Source organism: Streptomyces sp. NPDC057474, from assembly GCF_042802555.1.
In the GTDB taxonomy this organism is placed as follows: Bacteria; Actinomycetota; Actinomycetes; order Streptomycetales; family Streptomycetaceae; genus Streptomyces.
Genome location: NZ_JBHVDX010000154.1, coordinates 1 through 24,301 on the forward strand (window position 1 = coordinate 1; position 24,301 = coordinate 24,301).

General features: G+C 70.4%; 20 protein-coding genes. 16 read left to right on the forward strand and 4 right to left on the reverse strand.

Features of this window, described 5'->3' with window-relative positions:
• Positions 1-25: 25 nt before the first annotated feature.
• The 4 genes from ACFU53_RS32560 to ACFU53_RS32575 form a co-directional block, all read right to left on the reverse strand.
• Entirely contained in the window at positions 26-2,557 is a 2,532-nt protein-coding gene (locus ACFU53_RS32560; protein WP_384000491.1) for a DUF3488 and DUF4129 domain-containing transglutaminase family protein, read from the reverse strand.
• The gene (locus ACFU53_RS32565) at positions 2,554-3,912 is read right to left on the reverse strand and encodes a DUF58 domain-containing protein (RefSeq protein ID WP_384000492.1); all 1,359 of its coding nucleotides are present in this window, start codon (positions 3,910-3,912) and stop codon (positions 2,554-2,556) included. The genes ACFU53_RS32560 and ACFU53_RS32565 overlap by 4 nt, the downstream gene beginning before the upstream one ends.
• Positions 3,909-4,949, reverse strand: coding sequence for an AAA family ATPase (locus ACFU53_RS32570; RefSeq protein WP_384000493.1), 1,041 nt, complete (start codon positions 4,947-4,949; stop codon positions 3,909-3,911). Before ACFU53_RS32570 ends, ACFU53_RS32565 begins: the two co-directional genes overlap by 4 nt.
• Positions 4,950-5,233: 284 nt before the next feature.
• Complete coding sequence (locus ACFU53_RS32575; RefSeq protein WP_384000495.1) at positions 5,234-5,779, reverse strand: beta-class carbonic anhydrase; 546 nt, start codon at positions 5,777-5,779, stop codon at positions 5,234-5,236.
• 327 nt (positions 5,780-6,106) lie between these two features.
• On the opposite strand from ACFU53_RS32575, the gene rsmH reads away from it, so the two are divergent.
• The 16 genes from rsmH to ACFU53_RS32655 all read left to right on the forward strand — a co-directional run bounded on the left by rsmH (position 6,107) and on the right by ACFU53_RS32655 (position 24,254).
• Positions 6,107-7,063 carry a 16S rRNA (cytosine(1402)-N(4))-methyltransferase RsmH gene (gene rsmH / locus ACFU53_RS32580; RefSeq protein ID WP_384000497.1) on the forward strand — a complete coding sequence of 319 codons (957 nt, stop codon included), beginning with the start codon at positions 6,107-6,109 and terminating at the stop codon, positions 7,061-7,063.
• 111 nt (positions 7,064-7,174) lie between these two features.
• Complete coding sequence (locus ACFU53_RS32585) at positions 7,175-7,759, forward strand: hypothetical protein (protein WP_384000499.1); 585 nt, start codon at positions 7,175-7,177, stop codon at positions 7,757-7,759.
• 191 nt (positions 7,760-7,950) lie between these two features.
• The gene (locus tag ACFU53_RS32590; protein WP_384000525.1) at positions 7,951-9,732 is read left to right on the forward strand and encodes a peptidoglycan D,D-transpeptidase FtsI family protein; all 1,782 of its coding nucleotides are present in this window, start codon (positions 7,951-7,953) and stop codon (positions 9,730-9,732) included.
• Positions 9,733-9,794: 62 nt separating this feature from the next.
• The gene (locus tag ACFU53_RS32595) at positions 9,795-11,462 is read left to right on the forward strand and encodes a UDP-N-acetylmuramoyl-L-alanyl-D-glutamate--2,6-diaminopimelate ligase (protein WP_384000501.1); all 1,668 of its coding nucleotides are present in this window, start codon (positions 9,795-9,797) and stop codon (positions 11,460-11,462) included.
• A gap of 4 nt (positions 11,463-11,466) precedes the next feature.
• Positions 11,467-12,888, forward strand: a complete 1,422-nt coding sequence (murF, locus tag ACFU53_RS32600) for a UDP-N-acetylmuramoyl-tripeptide--D-alanyl-D-alanine ligase (protein ID WP_384000503.1) — start codon at positions 11,467-11,469, stop codon at positions 12,886-12,888.
• Positions 12,885-13,958, forward strand: a complete 1,074-nt coding sequence (mraY, locus tag ACFU53_RS32605) for a phospho-N-acetylmuramoyl-pentapeptide-transferase (RefSeq protein ID WP_384000505.1) — start codon at positions 12,885-12,887, stop codon at positions 13,956-13,958. The genes murF and mraY overlap by 4 nt, the downstream gene beginning before the upstream one ends.
• Positions 13,940-15,367 (forward strand): UDP-N-acetylmuramoyl-L-alanine--D-glutamate ligase, encoded by a 1,428-nt coding sequence (gene murD / locus ACFU53_RS32610; protein ID WP_384000507.1) that lies wholly within the window; start codon positions 13,940-13,942, stop codon positions 15,365-15,367. The genes mraY and murD overlap by 19 nt, the downstream gene beginning before the upstream one ends.
• A gap of 88 nt (positions 15,368-15,455) precedes the next feature.
• On the forward strand, positions 15,456-16,805 hold the full coding sequence (gene ftsW / locus ACFU53_RS32615; protein WP_384000509.1) for a putative lipid II flippase FtsW: 1,350 nt from the start codon (positions 15,456-15,458) through the stop codon (positions 16,803-16,805).
• Between the two features lie 6 nt (positions 16,806-16,811).
• Entirely contained in the window at positions 16,812-17,909 is a 1,098-nt protein-coding gene (gene murG / locus ACFU53_RS32620) for an undecaprenyldiphospho-muramoylpentapeptide beta-N-acetylglucosaminyltransferase (RefSeq protein WP_384000511.1), read from the forward strand.
• Between the two features lie 143 nt (positions 17,910-18,052).
• Positions 18,053-18,850 (forward strand): cell division protein FtsQ/DivIB, encoded by a 798-nt coding sequence (locus tag ACFU53_RS32625; RefSeq protein WP_384000513.1) that lies wholly within the window; start codon positions 18,053-18,055, stop codon positions 18,848-18,850.
• Between the two features lie 279 nt (positions 18,851-19,129).
• Positions 19,130-20,320 carry a cell division protein FtsZ gene (gene ftsZ / locus ACFU53_RS32630; RefSeq protein WP_384000515.1) on the forward strand — a complete coding sequence of 397 codons (1,191 nt, stop codon included), beginning with the start codon at positions 19,130-19,132 and terminating at the stop codon, positions 20,318-20,320.
• Complete coding sequence (pgeF, locus tag ACFU53_RS32635) at positions 20,317-21,045, forward strand: peptidoglycan editing factor PgeF (RefSeq protein WP_384000517.1); 729 nt, start codon at positions 20,317-20,319, stop codon at positions 21,043-21,045. The genes ftsZ and pgeF overlap by 4 nt, the downstream gene beginning before the upstream one ends.
• A 5-nt stretch (positions 21,046-21,050) precedes the next feature.
• Entirely contained in the window at positions 21,051-21,770 is a 720-nt protein-coding gene (locus ACFU53_RS32640; RefSeq protein ID WP_384000527.1) for a YggS family pyridoxal phosphate-dependent enzyme, read from the forward strand.
• 129 nt (positions 21,771-21,899) lie between these two features.
• A complete protein-coding gene (locus ACFU53_RS32645) occupies positions 21,900-22,541 on the forward strand; it encodes a cell division protein SepF (RefSeq protein ID WP_384000519.1) in 642 nt (213 codons plus the stop codon).
• A gap of 59 nt (positions 22,542-22,600) precedes the next feature.
• Complete coding sequence (locus ACFU53_RS32650) at positions 22,601-22,888, forward strand: YggT family protein (protein WP_257563659.1); 288 nt, start codon at positions 22,601-22,603, stop codon at positions 22,886-22,888.
• A gap of 55 nt (positions 22,889-22,943) precedes the next feature.
• Entirely contained in the window at positions 22,944-24,254 is a 1,311-nt protein-coding gene (locus tag ACFU53_RS32655; RefSeq protein WP_384000522.1) for a DivIVA domain-containing protein, read from the forward strand.
• Positions 24,255-24,301: the final 47 nt, after the last annotated feature.

A 24,301-nucleotide genomic window follows, 5' to 3' on the forward strand; every position in this document is an offset into this window, starting at 1 on the left:
CAGGGGGCAGACGCGTGCGGAGCCGCTAGCTGTTCTGGCTCGGTGAGGGGCGTCGCCAGGGCAGCCGTGGTGTCGGGATGCGGGACAGCAGATTGTCCCTGGTGTCCGCCCAGCGGGCGGAGAGGGCCCAGGCCACCCGGATGGTCGAACGCGGCAGCAGCAGTGCCCGGAGCTTGGTCCGGCGGCCGGCGTGCGCCCGGAGGCCGACCCCGACCTGGTGGGCGTCCCGGGCGAGACCCGCCGGGATCTGCGGACGCGGAGCGAAGAGGACCTGCTCCACAGCCGCCGCCACCCGGTGCACCGCGTCCGCGGTCGACGGTTCGAGCTCCCCGAGCCGCACGATCCGCGCGGCGGCCTTGCGGGGCGTCTGCGACTCGTCCGGCGCGATCCCGTAATCCCACGCCGTGTCGGTCACCTCCTGCCAGGCGGCCAGCGCGTGGGCCGCCGCGGCCTCCGTGCGGCCGTACGCGGTGGCCCTGCCCGGTGGTGCCAGGGAGCCCGCCGGACCGCCCCCTTCGTCGGCCACCTCCCGCGCGACAGCGGGCCCATGGGCCCCCTTCGGCACCGCCCCGTCATGCGCGCCCAGCCGTACGGACCGGACCCGCAGCCGCCACAGCATCGGCAGCAGCGGGATCGCCAGCACCAGGAGCGCCCCCGGGAGGGTCAACAGGGTCCAGGGCGAGAAGAACAGCAGGCCCCAGAACGAGCGCTCGTCGTCGTCCGAACCCGCCACGGCCGCCGCGGACTCGCTCGCGCAGGCCCCCAGCTTCACCTCCTGCGGCGTGCAGCTCTCGCTCGTCGACGGCTCGGCCGACGGCGCCGTGGATGCCGACTGCGAGGGCCGGGGCACCTCGGGCAGGCCGCCGGTGCCCGGGTCCTCCGGCACCGTGTACTCAGGAGTCGAGCCCCGGTTGGGGGTCGGCTCGAAGCGGGTCCAGCCCACGCCCTCGAAGTACAGCTCCGGCCAGGCGTGCGCGTCGCGCAGCCCCACCGACATCGTGCCGTTCGTCTGCGGGGTGCCGGGGGTGAAGCCCACCGCTACCCGGGCCGGTATGCCCAGCGTGCGGGCCATGGACGCCATCGCGAAGGAGAAGTGGACGCAGAAGCCCTGCTTCTCCTGCAGGAACCGGGCTATCGCCCGCGCGCCCGTGCCGGACCGCACCTCGGTGTCGTAGGTGAACTCGCCGCTGAACGCGAACCAGTCCTGGAGCTTCACCGCCCGCTCGTAGTTGTTCGTCGCGCCCTTGGTGACCTCCAGCGCGGTCCGCGCCACCACCGACGGCAGCGAGGCGGGCACCTTGGTGTACTCCCGCCGCAGGGACGGCGGCGGCTCCGGCGCCGAGGCCAGCTGCTCCGCCGTGGGCTGCACGATCAGGCTCTCGACCTTGTACTGGGCGCCCTTGGTGTTCTGGCCGTGGTCACCGACGAGGGTGCGCCCCACGGGCTCGTACCGCCAGTCGCCATTGATGTCCACGCTGCTGACCGGGTACGGCATCGGCAGCCAGTTCTGTTCGTAGTCCTCCGCCGCGACGATCCGGGTCTCGATCGAGGTCCGCTTGACGTCGGAGGCGAGGCCGATGGGGGTGCCGAACTCGTCCGGCACCTCGGTGATGGAGCGCTCGGTCGGCGTCCAGGAGGTGCCGTCGAAGTTGTCCAGGGAGACGATCCGCAGATACATCTCCTGCACGTTGTCCGTGTTCGTGCGGTAGGACAGGACCTGGCGGTCCTCGTCCACGTTCAGGCTGCCGCGCAGCGACACCACGGGGTTCACCGCGGAGATCGTGCCGCCGCCACCGGAGCCCCCGCCGATGCCGGCCCCCGTGCCGTCCAGCAGCCCGCCGTCGAGGGACGGCAGCCCGAGCGGCACCACCAGGGCGATGCCCAGCGCGACCGCGCCGATGCGCCGCCCGGTGCGCACCGGGGCCACGGCACCGCTCGCGGACTCCGCGCGCGGACCATGGGGCGCGCCGCCGAAGACCCGGCCCCACTGCGAGAGCCGGTCGCGGCTCTCGGTCAGGAGCAGCAACAGATAGCCGGCGGAGGCCAGCACGAACCACAGCCACGCGGCGCCGTCGGAGAGTCCCGCGGCGACCGAGTACAGCGCGAGCAGCGGCAGACCGGCCGGGGCCGCGCTGCGGAACGTCACCGCGAGCGCGTCGACCAGGAGGCCGATCACCAGCACACCACCGATGATCATCAGCCGGATGCCGTCGCTCAGCGGCGCCGGGATGGCGTACCGCCCGACGTCGTCGGCGCCGGTCTGCAACAGCGTCGCGAAGTACTGGAAGGCCTCCGGGCCGGGGACGATCCCGGCCACCGCCTGCTGCCGGGCGAAGACCAGCGTCAGCATCATCAGCGTGACCAGCGCCTGCGCGGCCACGGTCAGCGGCCGGGCCAGCGGGACCCGCCGGGTGAGCGCTCCCACGCCGGTCTGCACGCCCAGCATGAGGGCGGCCTGGAAGATCCAGGTCGCCGGGTCGACCAGCGGCAGCAGCGCGCACGCCGCCATGATCGTGGCGGCCCAGGCGCACAGCGCCAGCCTCGCCCGCCCGCTCATGACCGTCCCTCCATACCGCTTCCGGACATCACACCGGTGCGCTGTTGGTCCGCCTGCCGCCACAGGTCCGTCAGCGAGGCGCCGCGCGGCACGGCCAGAGCCGTCCAGCCCGCCTCGTGCAGCAGACGCAGCGACTCCTCGCTCGCGCTCCCGGCACCGGGCACCTCGCCCGGTTCGGTCGTCCACGCCTCGCTGTCCAGCAGGAAGGCGACCGCCCCGCCGCTGCGCTGACGCATCTTGCCGATCACCGTCGCCTGCTCCTCGTCGAGGTCGCCGAGGAAGGCGACCAGCAGCCCCTCGTTGCCGCTGCGCAGCACGTCGTACGCGGGGGAGAGGCCCGTGCTGTCCGAGTGGTCGATCACCGCGAGGGTGTCCATCATCAGCCCGGCCGCGTCGGCGGACTCCTGACTGGCGCCCGCGAACCCGTCGGCGCCCTCGCCGGGCACGGAGTTGCCGGTGTCCGTCAACAGTCGTACGGAGAAGCCGCGTTCGAGCATGTGGACCAGCATGGAGGCGGCACCGGAGACGGCCCACTCGAAGGCCGAGTCCGGGCCCGCGCCGAGGTACGCCTCGGCCCGGGTGTCCAGCAGCACCGTGCAGCGGGCGCGCTGCGGCTGCTCCTCGCGGCGCACCATCAGCTCGCCGTAGCGCGCGGTCGAGCGCCAGTGCACCCGGCGCAGGTCGTCGCCGTGCCGGTACCCGCGCGGGATCACGTCGTCCTCGCCGGCCAGCGCCAGCGAGCGCTGCCGGCCGTCTCCGTACCCCCTCGCCTCGCCGCTCAGCCGCACCGGCGGCAGCGTCTCCACGCGCGGGATGACCGTCAGGGTGTCGTACGTCGAGAAGGACCGGGTCAGCTCGCACATGCCGAACGGGTCGGTCAGGCGCAGCTGGAGCGGGCCCAGCGGATAGCGGCCGCGCAGATCGGAGCGGACGCGGTACGACACCTCGCGGCGGCCGCCCGCCTCCACCCGGTCCAGCACGAACCGGGGGCGCGGACCGAGCACGTACGGCACCCGGTCCTGGAGCATCAGCAGCCCGGTGGGCAGCCGCGAGACGTTGTCCATCCGCAGATGGACGCGGGCCTCGCTGCCGGCGGGCACGCGCGCGGGGGAGAGCCGACGGCTGCCCGCGACCCGGTAGCGGGTGCGGTACAGCACGGTCGTGCAGACCAGCGGCAGCACGGCGAGCAGCAGCCCCACCCGCAGCAGATCGCTCTGCCCGAGGACGTACGCGCAGATGGCCGCCGCTATGCCGGCGGCCAGGAAGGAGCGCCCGCGCGTGGTGAGGCCGGCGAGGGCCGTGCGCAGCCCGCCCTTGTCCTGCTCCGGGTCGGGCGCCGGCCCGGCGGTGGTCATCCAAGCCTCCGCGGCGGCTGCTGCGGATAGGCGGGCGTGGCGTGGACCGAACCGAAGCCGCTCTGCGCCTGGGGTGCCTGCGGTACGGGCGTGCGCTGGAGGATCTCCTGCACGACCTGCTCCGGCGTACGGCGGTTGAGCTGGGCCTGGGCGGTGGGCAGCAGCCGGTGCGCGAGGATGGCCACGGCGAGCGACTGGATGTCGTCCGGCAGGGCGTACTCCCGGCCGCTCAGGGCGGCGGTCGCCCTCGCCGCGCGCAGCAGGTGCAGCGTGGCACGCGGCGAGGCGCCGAGTCTGAGGTCCGGGTGGCTGCGGGTGGCGCCGACCAGGTCCACCGCGTACCGCCGGACCGTTTCCGCGACGTGCACATTGCGGACGGCCTCGATCAGCTTCACGATCTCGTGTGCGTGCGCCACCGGCTGCATGTCCTCCAGCGGCGAGACCCCGCCGTGGACGTCGAGCATCTGCAGCTCGGCCTCCGGGCTGGGGTAGCCGACGGAGACGCGGGCCATGAAGCGGTCGCGCTGGGCCTCCGGCAGCGGGTAGGTGCCCTCCATCTCCACCGGGTTCTGCGTGGCCACCACCATGAAGGGGCTCGGCAGCTCGTACGTCGTGCCGTCGATCGTGACCTGGCGCTCCTCCAGGGACTCCAGGAGCGCGGACTGCGTCTTCGGCGAGGCGCGGTTGATCTCGTCGCCGATCACGATCTGAGAGAAGATCGCGCCCGGCTTGAACTCGAATTCCTTGCGCTGCTGATCCCAGATGGACACACCCGTGATGTCCGACGGCAGCAGGTCCGGCGTGAACTGGATACGCCGCACCGAGCAGTCGATGGACCGCGCCAGTGCCTTGGCCAGCATGGTCTTGCCGACGCCGGGCACATCTTCGATCAGAAGATGTCCCTCGGCGAGCAGCACTGTCAGCGAAAGCCGTACGACCTCAGGCTTGCCCTCGATCACTCCTTCGACCGAACTGCGGACTCGCTCCACAGTGCTGGTCAGATCAGTGAGGCTCGCTCGATCGTCATAGGTCGTCACCCGGCCCTCCTCGGCCCGTTCTTTCTCTGGGCCGTCGCTCTGCGATGCGGACCGGCCCACCCCGAAACACGGACACCACGCGCGAACTGCTCAGCGTGACGTCACATCCGCATTCTTGCTGCCGTTACCAATCCGTGTCACTCGCCTGTGGATAACAGTCCGCGATATGTCAGGTTTGTAGTCTTTTAAAGGCCGAGATGCCAGCAGATTGACAGGAAACCGGGGCTGCGCGGGACCGCCTCGGGCGGTACGAGGGTGGTCCCGACGGTCAGGTTCGACGGGGCTCAAGCCGGGTCGATCTCCCGGAGCAGACCCGTCTTCACGTCGAATACGAAGCCGCGTACGTCGTCGGAGTGCAGCAGGAACGGGTTGGTGCGCACCCGCTGCATGGACTGCCGTACGTCCTGGTCCACGTCCCGGAAGGACTCCACGGCCCAGGCCGGGCGCTGGCCGACCTCCGCCTCCAGTTCGGTGCGGAAGTCCTCGGTGAGGGCCTCCAGGCCGCAGCCGGTGTGGTGGATGAGGACGATGCTCCGGGTGCCGAGCTTGCGCTGGCTGATGGTGAGGGAGCGGATCACGTCGTCGGTGACCACGCCGCCCGCGTTGCGGATGGTGTGGCAGTCGCCCAGTTCGAGGCCGAGGGCGTCGTGCAGGTCGAGGCGGGCGTCCATGCAGGCCACGACCGCGACGCGGAGGACGGGGCGGGCGTCCATCCCGGGGTCGGCGAACGCGGCCGCGTACCGCTGGTTCGCCTCGACGAGGCGGTCGGTGACGGTGCCGTCGGATATGGCGCCTTCGGGCCCGGTGGGAACTGCTGCGGAGGTCGTCATAGCCATGACGGTACTGGTCACGGCCGCTGAGGGCGCTCTGTGAGAGAGGACAAAGAACGTCATTGAGGCTTGTTGTGAGGTAACCCACAGGAGTGGCTGGATCACGGCGGTACAGGTGATTTCTCCATATTCGCGGCCTCGTCCGGGGGAGGCGTCGCGACGCGCAGGCCGGTTGATTGACCGCGAGAAGCCGTGGACTAGAGTGACGCGGAGCGGGAGGCGAGGCCCCCTGCTGGACTGAAATCCCCAGGAGATCCGGTGACAGCCCGGCATCTCCCCGCGTGCGCGGCGCGTACGTGCGGCTCGCGCCGGACCTGAGAGGGCCCCTTGAGCAACAGCCGCCATGTCCCCGTCATGCTCCAGCGGTGCCTGGACATGCTGGCCCCGGCCCTCACGGAGCCCGGCGCGGTGGTGGTCGACTGCACACTCGGCCTCGGTGGCCACAGCGAGGCGCTCCTCACCCGGTTCCCCGAGGCGCGGCTCGTCGCCCTCGACCGCGACAAGGAGGCCCTGCGCCTCTCCGGCGAACGACTCGCCCCCTTCGGTGAGCGCGCCACCCTCGTGCACGCCGTCTACGACGAACTCCCCGACGTACTCGCCCGGCTGGACCTCCACCGCGTCCAGGGCGTCCTGTTCGACCTCGGCGTCTCCTCCATGCAACTCGACGAGGCCGACCGGGGCTTCGCGTACGCCCAGGACGCCCCCCTCGACATGCGGATGGACCAGACGACCGGCATCGGCGCGGCCGAGGTCCTCAACACCTACCCGGCGGGCGAACTCGTCCGGATCCTCCGGGCGTACGGCGAGGAGAAGCAGGCCAAGCGGATCGTCTCCGCGATCGTGCGCGAGCGCGACAAGGAGCCCTTCACCAACAGCGCCCGCCTCGTCGAACTGATCCGAGACTCCTTGCCGCAGGCCGCCAAACGCACCGGCGGCAACCCCGCCAAGCGCACCTTCCAGGCGCTGCGCATCGAGGTCAACGGCGAACTCACCGTCCTGGAGAGGGCGATCCCCGCCGCCGTGAAGGTCCTCGCGGTCGGCGGCCGGATCGCCGTGCTGTCGTACCACTCGCTCGAAGACCGCCTCGTCAAGCAGGTGTTGGCGGCGGGCGCCGCCACCACCGCGCCCCCAGGACTGCCCGTCGTCCCCGAGCGCTACCAGCCGAGGCTCAAGCTCCTCACCCGTGGTGCCGAACTTCCCACCGAGGAAGAGGTCGCCGAGAACCGGCGCGCCGCCCCCGCACGCCTGCGCGGGGCGGAACGCGTGCGGGAAAACCTCGCATGATGCGTACGAGGCGGCCGCACACGGTGCGTGAAGGGGACGGTGAGTGAGTCCGAAAAGCGAACTCACGGGGACGGTGAGTGAGTCCGGAAACCGAACTCACAGGGAGGGCGCGTGAGCAGGAAACCCGAACTGAGGGGCCGGGCCGCCCGTCTCGCGCGGCTCCTGCCCGTGCGGCCCAAGGGGGCCGCCCGCACCCCGTTCGTCCTCCTTGTCGTCCTGCTGCTGGGCGGCGGCCTGATCGGCCTCCTCGTGCTGAACTCCGCGCTCAGTGAAGGGTCGTTCAAGCTCGACGACCTCCAGGACGACGTGAAGAGCTACACCGACGAGGAACAGGCGCTCCAACGGGACGTGGACGCCTACTCCGCGCCCGACGCCCTCCAGCGCCGCGCCCGCGAACTGGGCATGGTCCCCGGCGGCGACCCGGTCTTCCTGAACCCCGACGGCACGGTCAAGGGCGTACCGAGCGCCGCCCAGCAGTCCGTGGCCCGTATGCCGCTCGTCCTCGCGCCCGAGATCCTCGGCCCCGGCCCGCCCGCGAGCCCGACCCCCACGCCCACGCCGTCGGTCTCTCCTGCGCAACCGCAGCCGCAGCCGCAGCCGCAGACGCCGGCGCCCGCGGTCACCCCCACACCGACCCCCACGCCCACCAGCCCGTCCGTACAGTCCACCCAGCTCCCGACGACCCCCGGCAGGTGACGGAAGTGGCCGATTCAGGCAGGCAGCCCCCCCGCCGCCGCGTACCCGGACCCGCCCGGCCCGTGCGCCCGGGCGGCCAGCAGCGTCGGCCGGGCCCCGGCGCCCGCCCCGCCGCGCAGCGCCGCCCGGCCACGCCCCGGCAGCCGGCCGCGCGCACCATCCGTCTGGGCAGCCCCCGCCCCCGGCTGCGCATGGTGAGTCTCGCGCTGACCCTGGTGATGATCGCCTTCGTCGTACGGCTGCTCCAGGTGCAGGCCGTCGACGCGAGCGAGTACGCGGCCAAGGCCGACCAGAACCGGTACGTCGGCCGGGTACTGGCCGCCGAGCGCGGCGGGATCACCGACCGCAACGGCGTCGACCTGGCGATCAGCACCGACGCCAACGACATCACGGCCGACCCGACGATGTTCACGCGCGAGCAGCTGAAGATCGACGACGGGCCCGAGCAGGCGGCCGCGCTCCTCGCGCCGATCCTCGGCGCGGACCAGGAGACGATCACCGAGAAGCTGCGCACCAAGAACACGCGCTACGTGCTCCTCGCCCGCCGCCAGACCCCCCAGGTCTGGAACCAGATCAGCGACCTGAAGTCCGCGCTCGTCAAGAGGGCCGAGGACGAGAAGGACACGGTCAACGTCCTGGCCGGCGTCTTCCAGGAGCCCAGCAGCAAGCGCGTGTACCCCAACGGCGACCTCGCCGCCGGGATACTGGGCTGGGTCAACGCCGAGGGCAAGGGCGGGGGCGGCATCGAGCAGCAGTTGAACAACCGTTTGGCAGGCAAGGACGGCAAGATCCGCTACGCCCAGTCCGGCGGCCGCCTCGTGCCCACCGCGGGCTCCACCGAGACCCCCGCCGTGGCCGGCTCCGATGTCGAGCTGACCATCGACCGCGACATCCAGTGGGCCGCGCAGAACGCCATCACCGAGCAGGTGAAGAAGTCCGAGGCGGACCGCGGCTACGTGATAGTGCAGGACACCCGTACCGGCGAGATCCTCGCCATGGCCAACTCGCCCGGCTTCGACCCGAACGACCTCACGAAGGCGAACCCTGACGCCCTGGGCAACGCGGCTCTCCAGGACGCCTACGAGCCCGGCTCCACCGCCAAGGTCATGTCGATGGCCGCCGTGCTGGAGGAGAACGTCGCCACGCCGGGCACGCATGTCACCGTGCCCAACCGGCTGCACCGCGGCGACCGACTCTTCAAGGACGACATCGACCACCCGACCTGGTACCTGACACTCAACGGCGTCCTCGCCAAGTCCAGCAACATCGGCACCATCCTCGCCACCGGCGAACTCGGCAGGAACCAGCGCGAGTCCAACAAGATCCTCCACTCGTACCTGCGCAAGTTCGGCATCGGCGGCTACACCGGCCTCGGCTTCCCCGGCGAGACCAAGGGCATCCTCGCCGCGCCCGGCGACTGGTCGACCTCGCAGCAGTACACGATCCCTTTCGGCCAGGGCGTGTCGATAAACGCCATGCAGGCGGCCTCCGTCTACTCGACGATCGCCAATGGCGGCGTACGCGTCGAACCGACCCTCGTACGAGGCACCGAGGGACCGGACGGCCGCTTCACCCCCGCTCCGAAGCCCGAGAAGACCCGGGTCGTGAGCGAGAAGACGGCGAAGACCCTCGCCCGGATGCTGGAGTCCGTCGTGGACGACGAGGAGGGCACGGGCACCAAGGCGCGTATCCCCGGCTATCGGGTCGCGGGCAAGACGGGCACGGCCAACCGTGTGGATCCGGCCACCGGCAGATACCGCGGCTACACCTCGTCGTTCGCCGGGTTCGCACCCGCCGACAACCCGAGGATCACCGTCTACTGCGCGATCCAGAACGCCACCAAGGGCAACTACTTCGGCGGCCAGATCTGCGGCCCCATCTACAAGGAGGTCATGGAGTTCGCCCTGAAGACCCTCCAGGTCCCGCCCACCGGGGCGAAGCCCGCGAACCTGCCCGTCGCCTTCACGCCCTGACCCGTCTCCTGACCACATCCTGATCCACCCGCCGATCAGCGCAACCAGCCAGGAACCGACTCGTGACCATGATCACTCCCGACCCCGGGAACCACGCACCACAGCCCCGCTCGCACAAACCCTCGCTTCGCCCCGGCGGGGGTGCGCCCGGTACGCTCACCGCCGTGCCACACGCTGATCAGTCCCAAACCACCCAGAAGGGGCATCCTGTGACGTATCCGGGGCTGCCCAGGCCGGATCTGCTCTCCGCCGTACCCCTCGCGGAGCTCGCCGAACAGCTGGGTGTCACCGCGCCGGAAGTCACCGCCGAGGTCGCGGGTATCACCCACGACTCGCGTGCCGTCCGCCCCGGTGACCTGTACGCCGCTCTTCCGGGCGCCCGCCTGCACGGCGCCGATTTCGTCACCCAGGCCGCCGGCCTCGGCGCGGTCGCCGTGCTGACCGACGCGACCGGTGCCGAACGCGCCGCCGCGACGGGCCTGCCCGTCCTGGTCGTCGAGGACCCGCGCGGGCGGATGGGCGAGCTGGCGGCCACCATCTACCGCCACCCCGGCCGTGATCTGCTCCAGATCGGCATCACCGGCACCTCCGGCAAGACCACCACGGCCTATCTGATCGAAGGGGGTCTGGAGGTCACCCGACCCACCGGCCTCATCGGCACCGTGGAGATCCGCATCGGCGACGAGAGCATCAAGTCCGAGCGCACCACGCCCGAAGCCACCGATCTCCAGGCCCTGTTCGCGGTCATGCGCGAGGGCGGCGTCGAGGCCGTCGCCATGGAGGTCTCCAGCCACGCCCTGGTCCTCGGCCGCGTCGACGGCTGTGTGTTCGATGTCGCCGTCTTCAACAACCTGAGCCCGGAACACATGGAGTTCCACTCCGGCATGGAGGACTACTTCCAGGCGAAGGCGCAGCTGTTCACGCCGAAACGCAGCAGGATCGGCGTGGTCAACGTGGACGACGAGTACGGCCGCAGGCTCACCGAGGAGGCCACGGTCCCGGTCGTCACCTTCTCCGCCGAGGGGCACCCCGACGCCGACTGGCGCGCCGAGGACGTCCAGGTCGGGCCCATGGACTCGAGGTTCACCGCGGTCGGCCCCAAGGGCGAGCGGATCGGCGCCAGGTCGCCGCTGCCGGGCCCGTTCAACGTCGCCAACACCCTCGCCGCGATCGCCACGCTGGCCACCGCCGGTCTCGACGCGCAGACCGCCGCCGACGGCATCGCCGCCGTACCGGGCGTGCCGGGCCGCCTGGAGCGCGTGGACGCCGGGCAGCCGTATCTCGCGGTCGTCGACTACGCCCACAAGACGGACGCCGTCGAGTCGGTCCTCAAGGCGCTGCGCAAGGTCACCGAGGGCAGCCTGCACGTCGTGCTCGGCTGCGGCGGCGACCGGGACAGGACCAAACGCGCGCCGATGGGCGCCGCCATGGCCCGGCTCTCCGACACCGCCGTACTGACCTCCGACAACCCCCGCTCCGAGGACCCCCTCGCGATCCTCGCGACCATGCTCGCAGGCGCGGCGTCCGTGCCGACGCATGAGCGCGGCGAGGTCCTCCTCTTCGAGGACCGGGCCGCCGCGATCGCCGCGGCGGTGGCCCGCGCACAGCCGGGCGACACCGTGCTGGTCGCGGGCAAGGGCCACGAGCAGGGCCAGGACATCGCCGGCGTGGTACGTCCCTTCGACGACCGCCAGGTGCTTCGCGAAGCTATCCAGCAGACCCAGGGATGAACTTGTGATCGCCCTCTCTCTCGCCGAGATCGCAGAAGTCGTCGGCGGGCAGACGCACGACATACCGGATCCGTCGGCGCAGGTCACCGGACCGGTCGTCCGGGACTCCCGTGAAGTGGAGCCCGGCAGCCTCTTCGTCGCCTTCGCGGGCGAGCGCGTGGACGGACACGACTTCGCGGCCGCGGTCGTCGAGGCGGGTGCGGCAGCGGTGCTGGCGTCCCGTCCCGTCGGCGTGCCCGCGATCGTCGTGACCGACGTCCAGGCGGCGCTCGGCGCCCTCGCCCGGCACGTCGTCCGGAAACTCGGCACGACCCTCGTGGCCCTCACCGGCTCGGCGGGCAAGACCAGCACCAAGGACCTGATCGCACAGGTGCTCCGGCGCAAGGCGCCGACGGTGTTCACGCCCGGCTCCCTCAACAACGAGATCGGGCTCCCCCTCACCGCGCTCAGCGCCACGGAGGAAACCCGTTTCCTGGTCCTGGAGATGGGCGCCCGCGGCGTCGGCCACATCCGGTACCTGACCGAACTGACCCCGCCGAGGATCGGCCTCGTGCTGAACGTCGGCACCGCCCACATCGGCGAGTTCGGCGGCCGGGAGCAGATCGCGCAGGCCAAGGGCGAGCTGGTGGAGGCACTGCCGGAGGACGGCGCCGCGATCCTCAACGCCGACGACCCCCTCGTCCGGGCCATGGCGTCCCGGACAAAGGCCCGGGTGATCTTCTTCGGAGAGTCCGGCGAAGCGGACGTACGCGCCGAGAACGTGACGCTCACGGACGCCGGACAGCCCGCGTTCAGGCTTCACACACCCTCCGGTGCAAGCGATGTGACCATGCGCCTGTACGGTGAGCACCACGTGTCGAACGCGCTCGCCGCGGCCGCCGTCGCCCATGAGCTGGGCATGTCCGCAGACGAGATCGCCATCGCGCTCTCCGAGGCGGGCTCCCTCTCCCGCTGGCGCATGGAGGTCACCGAGCGCCCGGACGGCGTGACGGTCGTCAACGACGCCTACAACGCGAACCCCGAGTCCATGCGAGCCGCTCTGCGCGCGCTCGCGGCGATGGGCAAGGCCGCACAGGCACAAGGGGGTCGTACGTGGGCGGTGCTCGGCAAGATGGCCGAGCTCGGGGACGAATCGCTCGCCGAGCACGACGCGGTCGGACGGCTCGCCGTCCGGCTCAATGTCGGCAAGCTCGTCGCGGTCGGGGGCAGGGAAGCGTCCTGGCTGCAACTGGGCGCATATAACGAGGGTTCGTGGGGTGAGGAGTCGGTGCACGTGTCCGACGCACAGGCGGCGGTCGACCTGTTGCGCAGTCAGTTGCGCCCGGGAGACGTCGTACTCGTGAAGGCGTCCCGGTCGGTCGGGCTCGAGAGCGTGGCGCAGGCGCTGCTCGACAGCGGCAACGAGGGTGAGGTTGCCGCCCGATGATGAAGCAGATCCTGTTCGCAGGAGTCATTGGCCTCTTCCTGACCCTGGTCGGCACCCCGCTGCTGATCAAGCTGCTGGCCCGCAAGGGCTACGGCCAGTACATCCGCGACGACGGCCCGCGCACGCACGGCAGCAAGCGCGGTACGCCGACCATGGGTGGTATCGCCTTCATCCTGGCGACGATCGCCGCGTACTTCCTGTCCAAGCTGATCACGGGCTACACGCCGACCTTCTCGGGTCTGCTGGTGCTCGGCCTGATGGGCGGCATGGGCCTCGTCGGCTTCCTCGACGACTACATCAAGATCGTCAAGCGCCGTTCGCTCGGTCTGCGGGCCAAGGCGAAGATGGCCGGCCAGCTGATCGTCGGCATCGGCTTCGCGGTTCTCGCGCTGCAGTTCCCGGACGTCCGCGACCAGACGCCGGCCTCCACCAAGATCTCCTTCGTCCAGGACTTCGGCTGGACCATCGGCCCGGTGCTGTTCGTGATCTGGGCGCTGTTCATGATCCTCGCGATGTCGAACGGCGTGAACCTGACCGACGGTCTGGACGGCCTCGCCACCGGCGCCTCCGTGCTCGTCTTCGGCGCGTACACCTTCATCGGCGTCTGGCAGTTCCAGGAGTCCTGCGCCAACACGCAGACCCTGACCAATCCGGCCGCCTGTTACGAGGTACGAGATCCACTCGACCTGGCGATCGTCGCCTCCGCGCTGATGGGCGCCTGCCTCGGCTTCCTGTGGTGGAACACCTCGCCGGCGAAGATCTTCATGGGTGACACCGGTTCGCTGGCCCTCGGCGGCGCGCTCGCCGGTCTCGCGATCTGCTCCCGCACCGAGCTGCTGCTCGCGCTCCTCGGCGGCCTGTTCGTCCTCATCACGATGTCGGTCGTCATCCAGGTCGGCTCGTTCAAGCTCACCGGCAAGCGCGTCTTCCGTATGGCCCCGCTCCAGCACCACTTCGAGCTCAAGGGCTGGTCCGAGGTCCTTGTCGTGGTCCGTTTCTGGATCATCCAGGGCATCTGTGTGATCGTCGGACTGGGCCTCTTCTACGCGGGATGGGCGGCCGACAAGTGACCGACTGGCAGGGCAAGCGCGTCACCGTCGCCGGACTCGGCGTCTCCGGCATCCCGGCGGCCAAGGTCCTGCACGGCCTCGGCGCCCTCGTCACGGTCGTCAACGACGGCGACGACGAGCGCGCCCGGGCGCAGGCCGCCGACCTGGAGGCGCTCGGCATCACCGTGCGCCTCGGCGACGGCGCCACCCTGCCCGAAGGCACCGAACTCATCGTCACCACCCCCGGCTGGAAGCCGGACAAGCCGCTGTTCGCCGCGGCCGCCGAGGCCGGCGTCCCCGTCTGGGGCGACGTCGAGCTGGCCTGGCGGCTGCGGGGCCCCGACGCGCCCCCCTGGCTGGCCGTCACGGGCACCAACGGCAAGACCACCACCGTGCAGATGCTCGCCTCGATCCTGACGGCGGCGGGCCTGCGCACGGCCGCCGTCGGCAACATCGGGGTCTCGCTGCTGGACGTCGTCCTCGGCGAAGAGCAGTACGACGTACTGGCCGTGGAGTTGTCCAGCTACCAGCTCCACTGGGCGCCCTCCCTGCGCGCCCACTCAGCCACCGTCCTCAACCTCGCCCCCGACCACCTCGACTGGCACGGCTCGATGGAGGCGTACGCCGCCGACAAGGGCCGTATCTACGAGGGCAATCGGGTCGCCTGCGTCTACAACGCGGCCGACAAGGCCACCGAGGACCTGGTGCGCGAGGCGGACGTCGAAGAGGGCTGCCGGGCCGTCGGGTTCACGCTCGGCACGCCCGGGCCGTCCGAACTCGGCGTCGTGGACGGCATCCTGGTCGACCGCGCCTTCGTCGAGAACCGGCAGAAGAACGCCCAGGAACTCGCCGAGGTCTCGGACGTGAACCCGCCGGCCCCGCACAACATCGCCAACGCCCTCGCGGCGGCGGCCCTCGCCCGGGCCTTCGGGGTGCCCGCAGCGGCCGTACGGGACGGGCTGCGGGCCTTCACCCCGGACGCGCACCGCATCGCGCACGTGGCCGACGTGGACGGCGTGGCGTACATCGACGACTCCAAGGCCACCAACACGCATGCCGCGCAGGCCTCGTTGGCGGCGTACGAGTCGATCGTGTGGATCGCGGGCGGCCTCGCCAAGGGCGCGACCTTCGACGAACTCGTCGCCGGTGCAGCCGGGCGGCTGCGGGGCGTCGTGCTGATCGGCGCGGATCGCGCGCTGATCCGGGAAGCGCTCGCGCGACACGCGCCCGAAGTGCCGGTCGTCGACCTCGACCGGACCGACACTGGGGCGATGCTCGCCGCCGTCCGCGAGGCGCGGACGCTGGCGCGGGCGGGCGACACGGTGCTGCTGGCGCCGGCCTGTGCGTCTATGGACATGTTCGTCAACTACAACAAGCGTGGGGACGCGTTCGCGGAGGCTGTGCGCGAACTCTCCTCCGCGGACGGCTGACCCGGCCCGGCTTCGCCTGGCGGCGCCGGGTGAAACTGGGAGGGACGCGTGACACGGATGTGGTCGGTCGGCGGCGAAGGCGCCCCCGATGCCGAGTAGCCGTACGAGCCGTGCGCCCCTCCAGCGCGTCACGCGGCGGCCTCCCGTGTCCCGGCCGCCGCGCGAGAACCCCGTGCGGCGGTTCCTCACCCGCGCGCGCAAGGCCTGGGACCGGCCGCTGACCGCGTACTACCTGATCCTCGGCGGCAGTCTGCTGATCACCGTGCTGGGGCTGGTGATGGTCTACTCGGCCTCGCAGATCACGGCGTTGCAGAAGTCGCTGCCGGGGACCTTCTTCTTCCGCAAGCAGTTCCTCGCGGCCGCGATCGGCACCGTGCTGCTGCTCGCGGCCTCGCGGATGCCGGTCAAGCTGCACCGGGCGCTGGCCTACCCGATCCTGGCCGGCTGTGTGTTCCTGATGGCCATGGTTCAGGTGCCCGGGATAGGGCAGTCGATCAACGGCAACCAGAACTGGATCGCCATCGGCGGCTCGTTCCAGATCCAGCCCAGCGAGTTCGGCAAACTGGCGCTCGTGCTGTGGGGCGCGGATCTGCTGGCCCGCAAGGAGGACAAGCGGCTCCTCGCCCAGTGGAAGCACATGCTGGTGCCGCTCGTTCCGGTGGCGTTCATGCTCCTCGGGCTGATCATGCTCGGCGGTGACATGGGCACCGCGATCATTCTCACGGCGATCCTGTTCGGCCTGCTGTGGCTGGCCGGGGCGCCGACGCGGCTGTTCGTGGGTGTCCTGTCCATCGCCGGGCTCATCGGATTCATCCTGATCAGGACCAGCGCGAACCGCATGGCCCGCCTGGCCTGCATCGGAGCCACCGAACCCCGTACGGACGGCGCCGACTGCTGGCAGGCCGTGCACGGCATCTACGCCCTGGCCTCGGGCGGAATCTTCGGCTCCGGGCTCGGTGCCAGTGTGGAAAAATGGGGCCAACTCCCGGAAGCGCACACCGACTTCATCTTCGCCGTCACCGGTGAGGAACTGGGCCTCGCGGGGACGCTGTCGGTGCTCGCCCTCTTCGCGGCTCTAGGCTATGCGGGTATCCGCGTGGCCGGACGCACGGAGGACTCCTTCGTCAGGTATGCCGCGGGAGGCGTGACCACCTGGATCACCGCGCAGGCGGTGATCAACATCGGTGCGGTGCTCGGTCTGCTGCCGATCGCCGGAGTCCCGCTCCCGCTGTTCTCCTACGGAGGTTCCGCCCTGCTGCCGACCATGTTCGCCATCGGGTTGCTCATCGCGTTCGCGCGCGACGAGCCCGCTGCGCGGGCGGCGCTTGCCATGCGGCAACCCCGCTTTGGTAGAAAGCGTGGCGGTGGTCCTTCGGGGCCCGGGAGATGGAAAACGATGCGACGGCGTGCCTCGGCACGTTCGTCCGGAGAGCGGTGAATTTCGGTGCATGTCGTACTCGCCGGTGGCGGAACCGCCGGTCACATCGAGCCCGCGCTCGCCCTCGCGGACGCCCTGCGCAGGCAGGACCCGACTGTGGGCATCACGGCCCTGGGCACGGAGCGCGGCCTCGAGACACGCCTCGTCCCCGAGCGCGGGTACGAACTCGCGCTGATCCCCGCCGTGCCCCTGCCGCGCAAGCCCACGCCCGAGCTGATCACCGTGCCCGGCCGGCTGCGCGGCACGATCAAGGCGACCGAGCAGATCCTGGAGCGCACCAAGGCGGACGCCGTCGTCGGCTTCGGCGGCTATGTCGCCCTGCCCGGCTACCTCGCCGCCAAGCGCCTCGGTGTGCCGATCGTCGTCCACGAGGCCAACGCCCGCCCCGGCCTCGCCAACAAGATCGGCTCCCGGTACGCCGCCCAGGTCGCCGTCTCCACCCCGGACAGCAAGCTCCGTGACGCCCGCTACATCGGCATCCCGCTGCGCCGCGCCATCGCCACCCTGGACCGGGCCGCCGCGCGCCCCGAGGCCCGCGCGCTGTTCGGTCTCGACCCCAATCTGCCGACCCTGCTGGTCTCCGGCGGTTCCCAGGGCGCCCGCCGCCTCAACGAGGTCGTCCAGCAGGTCGCGCCCTACCTCCAGCAGGCCGGGATCCAGATTCTGCACGCGGTCGGTCCGAAGAACGAACTGCCACAAGTGCACCAGATGCCGGGAATGCCTCCGTACATCCCGGTACCGTACGTGGACCGGATGGACCTCGCTTACGCCGCGGCCGACATGATGCTCTGCCGCGCGGGCGCAATGACCGTCGCCGAACTCTCCGCCGTCGGGCTCCCGGCCGCCTACGTCCCGCTGCCCATCGGCAACGGCGAACAGCGGCTGAACGCCCAGCCGGTGGTCAAGGCCGGCGGCGGACTGCTGGTCGACGACGCGGAACTGACGCCCCAGTGGGTGCAGCAGAACGTCCTGCCCGTCCTCGCCGACCCGCACCGGCTGTACGAGATGTCCCGCTCCGCCAGCGAGTTCGGCCGACGGGACGCCGACGACCTGCTCGTCGGGATGGTGTACGAGGCGATCGCCGCCAAGCGTGGACACCGCTAGGGAACGGATCGGCGAGTGAGCCGAAGGGGCGCGTCGGTGTCGAGGGGTCGAGCGCGTGGAGGCCCGAAGGGCTGAGCACGGTCGGGCGCTCGACACCGACCGAGGCGCCCCGGAGGTGAACCGAGCCAGGAGAGGGAGTGCGCGTGGCCGGACCGACCACCGCCGAACGCGGCACCGACGAGGATCTGGACTCCGGCCCGCCGCCGCGGCGACGGCTCCCCGGCCCCCGGGCGCTGATCGTCGCCGCGGTCGCCCTGGCGCTGATCGGCGGCGCCTCGCTCTGGGCCCTGTACGGCTCCTCGTGGCTGCGGGCCGAGCAAGTGTCCGTGTCGGGCACCCGCGTGCTGACGGAGGCCCAGGTGCGAGAGGCCGCCGACGTGCCGCTCGGCGATCCACTGATTTCCGTCGACCTCGACGGGATCGAGTCCCGACTGCTCAGGAAATTGCCCCGAATCGACTCGGTTGAGGTCATCCGTTCCTGGCCTCATGGAATCGGGCTGAAAGTGAGCGAACGTACTCCGGTCCTGATTGTCGAAGCGGCCGGAAATTCGGGCAAGTACGTCGAAGTGGACGCGAAGGGTGTGCGTTTTGCCACGGTTTCACGCGCCCCGCAGGGCGTTCCCGTACTGGAATTGACGGTGTCCAGGTCGGGTTCGTCCGCCGCCAGTCTGCGGCGATTCGGTGAGGACCGGCTCGTGCGGGAGGCCGTGCGGGTCGCCCGTGCCATTCCGGCCGCGGTCGCGCACGACGCCCTCGTCGTCAAGGTCCGTTCCTACGACTCCATCTCGCTGGAGCTGGGCGGAGACCGTACGGTCGCATGGGGGAGTGCGGAGAAGGGGCGCGCGAAGGCCCGCGCACTCACCGCCCTGATCAAAGCCGCCCCGGACGCGGGGCACTTCGACGTGAGTGTTCCCACCGCACCCGCGTCATCAGGGAGTTGACGCGCATCCGCGCAGGCCAGCACCCTGGTTGGGCACCGCTATGGCTGATCACATAGGGTGAAAAGAAAAACGGGAGGTTCGGCGTGTTCGTTGAACGTGCGCCACTTGTCGACTTAGTGTCCTGTTCGGAAGAGTCCAAGGAACAGTCACACTGGTAACCCTAAACTTCAGCGTTAGGGTTCGGGTCGGCGTTCGGACCGTCCCACTTCGGCATCAGTCGTCGCATCGCGGGTCCCTCGCGAAGCGGCGACACGTAACTCGAGGCGAGAGGCCTTCGACGTGGCAGCACCGCAGAACTACCTCGCAGTCATCAAAGTCATCGGTGTCGGCGGCGGTGGTGTCAATGCCATCAACCGGATGATCGAGGTCGGTCTCAAGGGCGTCGAGTTCATCGCCATCAACACCGACGCGCAAGCTCTGTTGATGAGCGACGCCGACGTCAAGCTCGACGTCGGCCGCGAACTCACCCGCGGACTCGGCGCCGGCGCCAACCCGGCCGTCGGCCGCAAGGCGGCCGAGGACCACCGCGAGGAGATCGAGGAGGTCCTCAAGGGGGCCGACATGGTCTTCGTGACGGCCGGCGAGGGCGGCGGCACCGGCACCGGCGGCGCGCCCGTCGTGGCCAACATCGCCCGCTCGCTGGGCGCCCTCACCATCGGCGTGGTCACCCGCCCGTTCACCTTCGAGGGCCGCCGCCGCGCCAACCAGGCCGAGGACGGCATCGCCGAGCTCCGCGAAGAGGTCGACACCCTCATCGTCATCCCGAACGACCGGTTGCTGTCCATCTCGGACCGCCAGGTCTCCGTTCTGGACGCGTTCAAGTCGGCCGACCAGGTCCTGCTCTCCGGTGTCCAGGGCATCACCGACCTCATCACCACCCCCGGTCTGATCAACCTCGACTTCGCCGACGTCAAGTCCGTGATGTCCGAGGCCGGTTCCGCCCTCATGGGCATCGGCTCGGCCCGCGGCGACGACCGCGCGGTGGCCGCCGCCGAGATGGCGATCTCCTCGCCGCTCCTGGAGGCCTCCATCGACGGCGCCCGGGGCGTGCTGCTCTCCATCTCCGGTGGCTCCGACCTCGGTCTGTTCGAGATCAACGAGGCCGCCCAGCTGGTCAGCGAGGCCGCCCACCCCGAGGCCAACATCATCTTCGGCGCGGTCATCGACGACGCGCTCGGCGACGAGGTCCGGGTCACGGTCATCGCGGCCGGCTTCGACGGCGGCCAGCCCCCGGCCAAGCGGGACAACATCCTCGGCTCGGCCGCGGCCAAGCGCGAGGAGCCCGCCCCGGTGCGGCCCGCCGAGACCCGCCCGTCCTTCGGCTCCCTCGGCAGCGTCAAGCCGAAGGAGGAGCCGGCGCCCGCCCCGGAGCCGGTGAACGACGTCCCGGTCGCCCCGCCGGTCCCGTCGTCCCGGTCCTACTCGGACAGCGCGGCGGAGGAGCTGGACGTACCGGACTTCCTCAAGTGATAGGACGGCGCGAGAACGTGAGCGGCGCGCACTTCGCCTTCACCGACAGGTGGGGCGGGGTGAGCGCCGCTCCGTATGAGGAGCTCAATCTCGGCGGCGCGGTCGGGGACGACGCCGGCGCCGTGACGACGAACCGGGAGCTGGCGGCCAAGTCGCTGGGCCTGGAGCCGGACCGCGTCGTCTGGATGAACCAGGTGCACGGCGCGGACGTGGCCGTGGTCGACGGACCGTGGGGCACCGGCGACATCCCGTCCGTCGACGCGGTCGTCACCACCCGGCGCGGTCTCGCGCTCGCCGTCCTCACCGCCGACTGTGTGCCCGTCCTGCTCACCGACCCCGTCGCCGGGGTCGCGGCCGCCGCCCACGCCGGTCGGCCCGGCATGGTCGCCGGGGTCGTCCCCGCCGCCGTACGGGCCATGACCGAACTCGGCGCCGACCCCGCCCGGATCGTCGCACGCACCGGACCCGCCGTCTGCGGCCGGTGTTACGAAGTCCCCGAAGCGATGCGCGCCGAGGTGGCCACCGTCGAGCCGGCGGCGTACGCCGACACCAGTTGGGGCACGCCCTCGGTCGATGTGTGCGCCGGAGTGCACGCACAGCTGGAGCGCCTCGGGGTGCACGACCGGGAGCAGTCGCCGGTGTGCACACTGGAGTCGCGCGACCACTTCTCGTACCGCCGCGACCGCGCCACGGGGCGACTCGCGGGATATGTCTGGCTGGACTGATGGGCATGACGGACCGTAAGGCACAACTCGCCGGAAACCTGGCGAAGGTGGAGGACCGGATCGCGGCGGCCTGTGTGGCGGCGGGCCGCAAGCGGGACGAGGTGACTCTGATCGTGGTCACCAAGACCTACCCCGCGAGCGATGTGCGGATCCTGTCGGAACTCGGTGTGCGTCATGTCGCCGAGAACAAGGACCAGGACGCGGCACCCAAGGCTGCTGAATGTTCAGATCTGTCGCTTGTGTGGCACTTTGTGGGGCAGTTGCAGACCAACAAAGTCCGTTCTGTGGTGCGTTATGCGGATCTCGTGCAGTCCGTCGATCGTTCCAGGCTTGTCACGACTCTGTCGAATGAGGCCGTTCGGGTCGGGCGTGAGGTGGGATGTCTCATCCAGGTCGCGCTCGACGCCGACGAGAGTGGCCGGGGAGAGCGAGGAGGCGTCGGTCCGGGTGGAATCGAAGAGTTGGCCGACCTCCTGGCGCAGGCTCCGGGGTTGCGGGTCGATGGTCTGATGACCGTCGCGCCGCTCACCGGGGAGTACGCCGGACGCCAACGGGCCGCGTTCGGGCGGTTGATGGATTTGTCGACCGACCTGCGCCGGGCCCATCCGGCTGCGAACATGGTCTCCGCAGGGATGAGTGCGGACCTCGAGGAGGCCGTGGCGGCCGGAGCGACACATGTACGCGTCGGCACTGCGGTACTCGGAGTCCGTCCCAGGCTCGGGTAACGTCGCCAAGAAGTCGGACCACAGCAGAAAATATGGTCATTCCGTCGAGAGGCGGGCGCAACGACCTCGTGGATCGCGGGCACTTGGGAAGTCGTCAGTCGATCCACCACAGAGCGGAGGACTCAGAGCATGGCCGGCGCGATGCGCAAGATGGCGGTCTACCTCGGCCTCGTGGAGGACGATGGGTACGACGGCAGGGGATTCGACCCCGATGACGACTTCGAGCCTGAGCTCGACCCGGAGCCCGAGCGGGAACACCGCCGGCACGAGCCGGTACATCAGGCGCACCAGTCACATCAGTCCCAAAGGGATGAATCGGTACGAGTGGTGCAGCCTCCGGTGCAACGCGAACCGGTGTCGCATGCCACTTCGCTCCCCGCGGAATCGATGCGACCCGCCCGGATCGCGCCCGTGGCATCCATCACACAAGAACGTTCGAGCCTGGAGAAGAACGCACCGGTGATCATGCCCAAGGTCGTGTCCGAACGAGAGCCTTACCGGATCACCACGTTGCACCCGCGGACCTACAACGAGGCCCGTACCATCGGGGAACACTTCCGTGAGGGCACCCCGGTGATCATGAATCTGACTGAGATGGACGACACAGACGCGAAGCGACTTGTCGACTTTGCGGCCGGTTTGGTGTTTGGTCTTCACGGCAGCATCGAGCGGGTGACGCAGAAGGTGTTCCTGTTGTCGCCTGCTAACGTCGATGTCACGGCGGAGGACAAGGCCCGTATCGCAGAGGGCGGGTTCTTCAACCAGAGCTGAGACGCACCACCGGAACGAAGAGCACGGAACAGGAAACAGGGGAGAGGGAAGCGCAGGTCATGAGCGTGGTTCTGGATGTCATCTACATCGCGCTGATGTGCTTTCTCATCGTGCTCATCTTCCGGTTGGTCATGGACTACGTCTTCCAGTTCGCCCGCTCATGGCAACCCGGCAAGGCGATGGTGGTCGTTCTGGAGGCCACCTACACTGTCACTGATCCACCGCTCAAGCTTCTGCGGCGGTTCATTCCGCCGCTGCGTCTCGGGGGCGTGGCGCTCGACCTGTCCTTCTTCGTATTGATGATCATCGTCTACATCCTGATCACGCTTGTGCGGAGTGCGATGTGAACGATGTGAGAGATGCGGTCTTGCCGAATGCCGACGACTACGTTGAGGTGAAGAGATGCCGTTGACCCCCGAGGACGTGCGGAACAAGCAGTTCACGACCGTCCGCCTCCGAGAAGGCTATGACGAGGACGAGGTCGATGCCTTCCTCGACGAGGTCGAAGCCGAACTGACGCGCCTGCTCCGCGAGAACGAGGACCTGCGCGCCAAACTGGCCGCGGCCACGCGCGCTGCTGCCCAGAACCAGCAGAACATGCGCAAGCCTCCGGAGCCTCAGGACCAGCAGCAGGGCGGCATGCAGCAGGGTGGCATGCAGCAACAGGGGGGCATGCAGCAGGGCGGCATGCAGCAACAGGGCGGTATGCAGCAGCAGGGTATGCGCGGTCCCGGTGGACCCGTACCCGCTGGGATATCGGGCCCGCCGCAGCAGATGGGGGGCCCCATGGGTGGCCCGCCCCAGCTGCCGAGCGGCGCTCCGCAGCTGCCCGCCGGCCCCGGTGGCCAGGGTGGGCAGCAGGGTCCCGGCCCGATGGGTCAGGGACCGATGGGCCAGGGCCCGATGGGTCAGGGCCAGATGCAGCCGCAGATGGGCCAGGGCCAGATGGGCCAGGGCCAGATGCAGGGTCAGATGGGCCAGGGCCCCATGGGCGGCCAGCCTCCCATGCAGCAGATGGGCGGCCCGATGGGCGGCCCCATGGGTGGTCCGATGGGCGGCCCCGGTCAGGGCCCCGGCGGCGACAGCGCCGCGCGTGTGCTCTCGCTGGCCCAGCAGACCGCCGACCAGGCGATCGCCGAGGCCCGTTCCGAGGCCAACAAGATCGTCGGTGAGGCCCGTAGCCGCGCCGAGGGTCTGGAGCGGGACGCCCGTGCCAAGGCCGACGCACTGGAGCGGGACGCGCAGGAGAAGCACCGCGTCGCGATGGGCTCCCTTGAGTCCGCCCGCGCCACCTTGGAGCGCAAGGTCGAGGACCTGCGCGGCTTCGAGCGCGAGTACCGCACGCGTCTGAAGTCGTACCTGGAGTCGCAGCTGCGTCAGCTGGAGACCCAGGCGGACGACTCGCTGGCCCCGCCGCGCACCCCGGCGACCGCGTCGCTACCGCCGTCCCCGGCGCCCTCCATGGCTCCGGCCGGCGCGAGCGCCCCGTCGTACGGCGGAAACCCGGGCGGCATGGGCGGCGGCATGGGTGGAGGCATGGGTGGAGGCATGGGCGGCGCCCCGGCTCCGGCCGCGCCCTCCTACGGCGGTCAGCAGCAGATGTCGCCGGCCATGACCCAGCCGATGGCTCCGGTCCGGCCGCAGGGTCCCTCTCCGATGGGGCAGGCTCCCTCGCCGATGCGCGGGTTCCTCATCGACGAGGACGACAACTGACGATTACTGGTACGCCGTAGGCGTCGGCAGCGTTCAGGGCGGGGCCC

Coding starts and splice junctions, on each gene's coding strand:
- ACFU53_RS32640 (WP_384000527.1), top strand. CDS start 21,051: ATGACGGACCGTAAGGCACAACTCGCCGGAAACCTGGCGAAGGTGGAG.
- mraY (WP_384000505.1), top strand. CDS start 12,885: ATGATGAAGCAGATCCTGTTCGCAGGAGTCATTGGCCTCTTCCTGACC.
- ACFU53_RS32645 (WP_384000519.1), top strand. CDS start 21,900: ATGGCCGGCGCGATGCGCAAGATGGCGGTCTACCTCGGCCTCGTGGAG.
- ftsW (WP_384000509.1), top strand. CDS start 15,456: ATGCCGAGTAGCCGTACGAGCCGTGCGCCCCTCCAGCGCGTCACGCGG.
- ACFU53_RS32650 (WP_257563659.1), top strand. CDS start 22,601: ATGAGCGTGGTTCTGGATGTCATCTACATCGCGCTGATGTGCTTTCTC.
- ACFU53_RS32565 (WP_384000492.1), bottom strand. CDS start 3,912: ATGACCACCGCCGGGCCGGCGCCCGACCCGGAGCAGGACAAGGGCGGG.
- ACFU53_RS32590 (WP_384000525.1), top strand. CDS start 7,951: ATGGTGAGTCTCGCGCTGACCCTGGTGATGATCGCCTTCGTCGTACGG.
- ACFU53_RS32655 (WP_384000522.1), top strand. CDS start 22,944: ATGCCGTTGACCCCCGAGGACGTGCGGAACAAGCAGTTCACGACCGTC.
- murD (WP_384000507.1), top strand. CDS start 13,940: ATGGGCGGCCGACAAGTGACCGACTGGCAGGGCAAGCGCGTCACCGTC.
- ACFU53_RS32575 (WP_384000495.1), bottom strand. CDS start 5,779: ATGACGACCTCCGCAGCAGTTCCCACCGGGCCCGAAGGCGCCATATCC.
- ACFU53_RS32560 (WP_384000491.1), bottom strand. CDS start 2,557: ATGAGCGGGCGGGCGAGGCTGGCGCTGTGCGCCTGGGCCGCCACGATC.